This window comes from Achromobacter colocynthidis, from assembly GCF_057334535.1.
The window spans coordinates 1-3,778 of the sequence record NZ_JBHFIZ010000036.1 but is presented as its reverse complement, the minus strand read 5'-3'; the positions used below and the strand labels follow the sequence as shown (position 1 = coordinate 3,778).

General features: G+C 59.7%; 5 protein-coding genes. 3 read left to right on the top strand and 2 right to left on the bottom strand.

The window, feature by feature from the left end:
- Nucleotides 1-56 precede the first annotated feature (56 nt).
- Nucleotides 57-401, bottom strand: a complete 345-nt coding sequence (locus ACE04A_RS18850; protein ID WP_259248722.1) for a winged helix-turn-helix transcriptional regulator — start codon at nucleotides 399-401, stop codon at nucleotides 57-59.
- A gap of 144 nt (nucleotides 402-545) precedes the next feature.
- On the opposite strand from ACE04A_RS18850, the gene ACE04A_RS18845 reads away from it, so the two are divergent.
- Nucleotides 546-1,529 (top strand): NADPH:quinone reductase, encoded by a 984-nt coding sequence (locus tag ACE04A_RS18845; protein WP_448717077.1) that lies wholly within the window; start codon nucleotides 546-548, stop codon nucleotides 1,527-1,529.
- Between the two features lie 74 nt (nucleotides 1,530-1,603).
- On the opposite strand, the gene ACE04A_RS18840 is transcribed toward ACE04A_RS18845, so the two are convergent.
- Complete coding sequence (locus tag ACE04A_RS18840; protein ID WP_448717075.1) at nucleotides 1,604-2,287, bottom strand: hypothetical protein; 684 nt, start codon at nucleotides 2,285-2,287, stop codon at nucleotides 1,604-1,606.
- A 303-nt stretch (nucleotides 2,288-2,590) separates the two neighbouring features.
- On the opposite strand from ACE04A_RS18840, the gene ACE04A_RS18835 reads away from it, so the two are divergent.
- Nucleotides 2,591-3,130: a hypothetical protein gene (locus ACE04A_RS18835; protein ID WP_279997158.1), complete on the top strand. Its 540-nt coding sequence runs from the start codon at nucleotides 2,591-2,593 to the stop codon at nucleotides 3,128-3,130.
- 188 nt (nucleotides 3,131-3,318) lie between these two features.
- A partial coding sequence (locus ACE04A_RS18830) for a transposase (RefSeq protein ID WP_485820400.1) occupies nucleotides 3,319-3,778 on the top strand: 460 nt, incomplete at its 3' end.

Below are 3,778 nucleotides of genomic sequence, written 5' to 3'. Positions count from 1 at the left end.
CGGGGCCGGACGCAGGGGCGTCCTTTCTCCAAGCAGGGAAGGGTAGTGCGCTGCGCTCAGCCCTTCCTTTTGCGCGTCTTGCTGGCCACGTAGTGCTCACCCCAGGACTTCATCGCTTCCAGCGTCGGAGCCAGCGTGGTTCCAAGCGCCGTCAACGTGTATTCCACCCGTGGCGGCACTTCGGCAAAAACTTCACGGCTGACAATGCCGCTTGCCTCAAGCTCGCGCAGTTGCAACGTCAACGAGCGTTGCGTGACCCCGCCGATCAGCTTTTTCAGTTCACCAAAACGCTTGGTTCCGCTCAGCAGGTAGTGAATGATCAAGGGCTTCCATTTGCCGCCCGCGATGTGGACGGTGATCTCCACCGCGCATCGGTATTGATCGAGCTTGCCTTGGGCCATAGATGCTCCGTTAGTACCCGTAAAGTCGCAATAGTATAGTTTTTATCCTTATGTATAAATAATGTGCCTACTTGTTAAAAAGACACTGGATTTTGATAATGCCGGCTGACGGAAGGAATGCCTTCCAAGACGGAGAAAAAATCCATGAGAGCCGCTTTTTACGAACGCCAAGGCCCCGCCGATGAGGTACTTTGCGTCGCTGAACTTCCCATTCCCCAACCCGGCCCCGGTGAAGTCCGGGTACGCGTACACGTGTCGGGGCTGAACCCCACTGACCTCAAGGCCCGCACTGGCTTCTCGTCCGCGATGCCGTACTCGCGGATCATTCCGCATCAGGATGGCGCGGGCGTCATTGATGCGGTTGGCGATTCGGAAGATGCCAATCGGCTGGGCCAGCGGGTATGGATCTACGAGGCACAGTACGGCAGGCCGACAGGAACCGCGGCCGAATATGTAGTGGTGCCGTCGGCGCAAGCCGTGCCACTACCCGACAACGTGTCTTTCGACGTCGGGGCATCCCTGGGCATTCCGGCGTTGACGGCCCATCGCTGTCTCTTCGCCGATGGTGATATCCAGGGCAAGAATGTGCTGGTGCAGGGCGGCGCGGGCGTGGTTGGCTCCGCCGCCATCCTCCTGGCAAAGTGGGCGGGCGCGTGGGTCGTGGCCACCGTCATGAACGAAGCGCAGGCCGCCGTCGCCCGCGCGGCGGGTGCCGACATGGTGCTGGACCGCCTGAACGACGATGTTGCCGCGGCAATCAAGGCGCGCACCGGCAACGCGGGCGTGGACCGCATCGTCGATGTCAACGTGAAGGCAAACCTGGATATCGATATGGCGTGTCTTGCGCCTGGCGGTGTCATCAGTTCCTACGCGATGACGCATGCCACCGACACGCTCACGCTGCCGCTGTTAAGCGCGATGGTGCATGGCTGCGTGCTGCGATTCGTATACATCTATTCGGTGCCCGTGGCGGCGAAAGTCCAGGCGATCAGCGACATCAACGCCTGCCTGGCCAGCGGCAACTATGCGCCGCATATCGGCATGAGGGTCGAGCTGGAAAAGATTGCAGACGCCCACAACGCGCTGGAATCGGCATCGGTCATGGGCAAGGTACTGATCGCTTTGTGAGCGGGAGCTCGTTGTTGATTGAGCCGCGTTGGCGCGGCTTCGATTCCATCATTCCACCAAGCCGGGCCTTCTATTCACTTGCCTTGAGGGTCGCCACCGATCTTCCTGGCCGTCAACGTCACGGTGAAAAACTCGCTACGCTTGTCGGCCGGAACGGTGTCGAGCTGTGTGCGCCCGTAGTCGGTATGTTGCCTCTGCTCGAAGTTGGGGTAGTACCCTTTCCAGAAATAGCGCGCCTGTGTGCCGGCCGCGAGCACTTGTTGCGCGGGCAGGGCGGCTACAAAGCGCGTATTAGCACGGTCCGCCCGCGCGCTCACCGCGACGCGCGCTTCTGTCAATGCCCAATGGCATACCCCGCGCCCGTAATAGTCCTCGTCTTGCAGCATGTCGGCATACACGGTGCCCACGTACTCGGTGGCGGATATACGGGAAAGGCGGAACGGTTCGTGGCTGGACAATGTCGGCACGTGGCCGGACAAGGCGTTGGATTTTCCACAGCGGGCGCCGTTGCTGGCGTCGAACTGCACCGTGCCCTCTACTACCGTAAACGGCGATTTGCCGTCGGCTGCGCTTGAGAGATCGGTGGCATTGGCAAGCGTCAGGCGAATTTCGTAGGCCTGCGTCGGAGCGGGGTTCAGCTTGCGCAGCGCGGGCTTGGGCGCGTTGGTGGTGGCGTCAAGCTTGGTCGAGGTATCGGCGTGGGTTGGCCCGCAGATGGTAGCGGCCAGTAGCGCCAACGTCGGCAGTGCATGACGCAAGGCAGGCGCCGAGAGATATCGGAGGGCGAACGACAAGGTCGATGGTTCCTATGCTGGCTGGTGGGGGGGTATTCAACGACGGGCGAAGGATTCGTTGGTAATCGCTGCGCCGTGGGCGGAATTATTGCATCGCGGGGAGGAGGGGAGGAAGGGTCACTTTCGACGCGCTGCGGACAATACGAGATTGACGGAGCGGAACTCATGCACACAGTGGCCGACGCCGAAGGTGATTCGTACCCTGCCAATCGATGAATATCCTGGTACGTTATGTCCACGGAACCACGTATCGAATTTCATTATCCAATGAGCGACTCACCCATTTACATCGTCGATCTCGACGTCACTCTGGAAGACGCACCCGCATTCGCCAACAGCGGCATGAGCTGGATGGAAGCAATGTGCATCGCTGTTCGTTCCCCTGGGGCCGAGGTCGCCTTTTCCCCGGTCAGCCACGCGCCTGCCCCGGGTATCGCCCGGTGGGCCAAATGGGTAAACGAGCAGAGCACAAACGGGATAGGCGCAATCGTGGGGCGGCGTGTCTACAACGCTGGACCGCAGAAGGTCGAGGCGCTGCGCTGCCCGTGCTGCTCCGCAGAACATGATGCCGCTTCTCTCCCGTGGAAAGAAATGATTTCCGCCTGGTACTCGGGAGAACGCGGCGCGCTCGAATGTCCAAGCTGTCAACAATCGGACAGTATCAATCAATGGCGATTTTTACCGCTGGCATGGGGGTTGGGAAACCTCGCGTTTGGGTTCGATGGACCTGGCGTAGACGACGCATTGGCTCTAGAACTGGGAAAAGTCCTAGGGCATCGGATGGTAGTCGTGTTTGATAAGTTCTAGTCGACCCTCGATGTCATTCAACAAGCCGGGGGCTCTCACCCGAAGCGGACACATGGTGAATGACTCAAAGTGGCGGCGAGCCGTCCTCGCCGAAAGGCCGAGAACGACTGATTCTGTTGAAAAACTCGCGGCCGTCTCGGTCGTCTGGCAGAATTTGCAAAGCGCCAACGAGTTCGGAGAGCACCGACATGATGGGTCATCAAGCGAGCGGGCAAGAGCGGCTGTTCTACGCTTTCAACCTTGAAGACGTCGTTCCGCCGACCCATCTTCTTAGAGCCATCGATCGCTGTCTGGATCTGAAGGAACTCCACCAACACCTGGCGAAGCACTACAGCCATACGGGCCGTCCGTCCATTGACCCCGAACTTATGATCCGTATGCTGATCGTTGGGTATTGCTACGGCATCCGCTCCGAGCGTCGTCTGTGCGAAGAGGTTCAACTGAATCTTGCATATCGATGGTTCTGTCGTCTCGGCCTCGAGGATGCAGTGCCCGATCACTCGACCTTCTCCAAGAACCGACATGGACGTTTCCGCGCCAGCGATACCTTCCGCTGGTTGTTCGATGAAGTGGTCCACCGTTGCATGGCTGCGGGCCTAGTCAAAGGCGAAGGCTTCGCTGTCGATGCCAGCGTCGTGGCTGCTGATG

Coding starts and splice junctions, on each gene's coding strand:
- ACE04A_RS18845 (WP_448717077.1), top strand. CDS start 546: ATGAGAGCCGCTTTTTACGAACGCCAAGGCCCCGCCGATGAGGTACTT.
- ACE04A_RS18850 (WP_259248722.1), bottom strand. CDS start 401: ATGGCCCAAGGCAAGCTCGATCAATACCGATGCGCGGTGGAGATCACC.
- ACE04A_RS18835 (WP_279997158.1), top strand. CDS start 2,591: ATGAGCGACTCACCCATTTACATCGTCGATCTCGACGTCACTCTGGAA.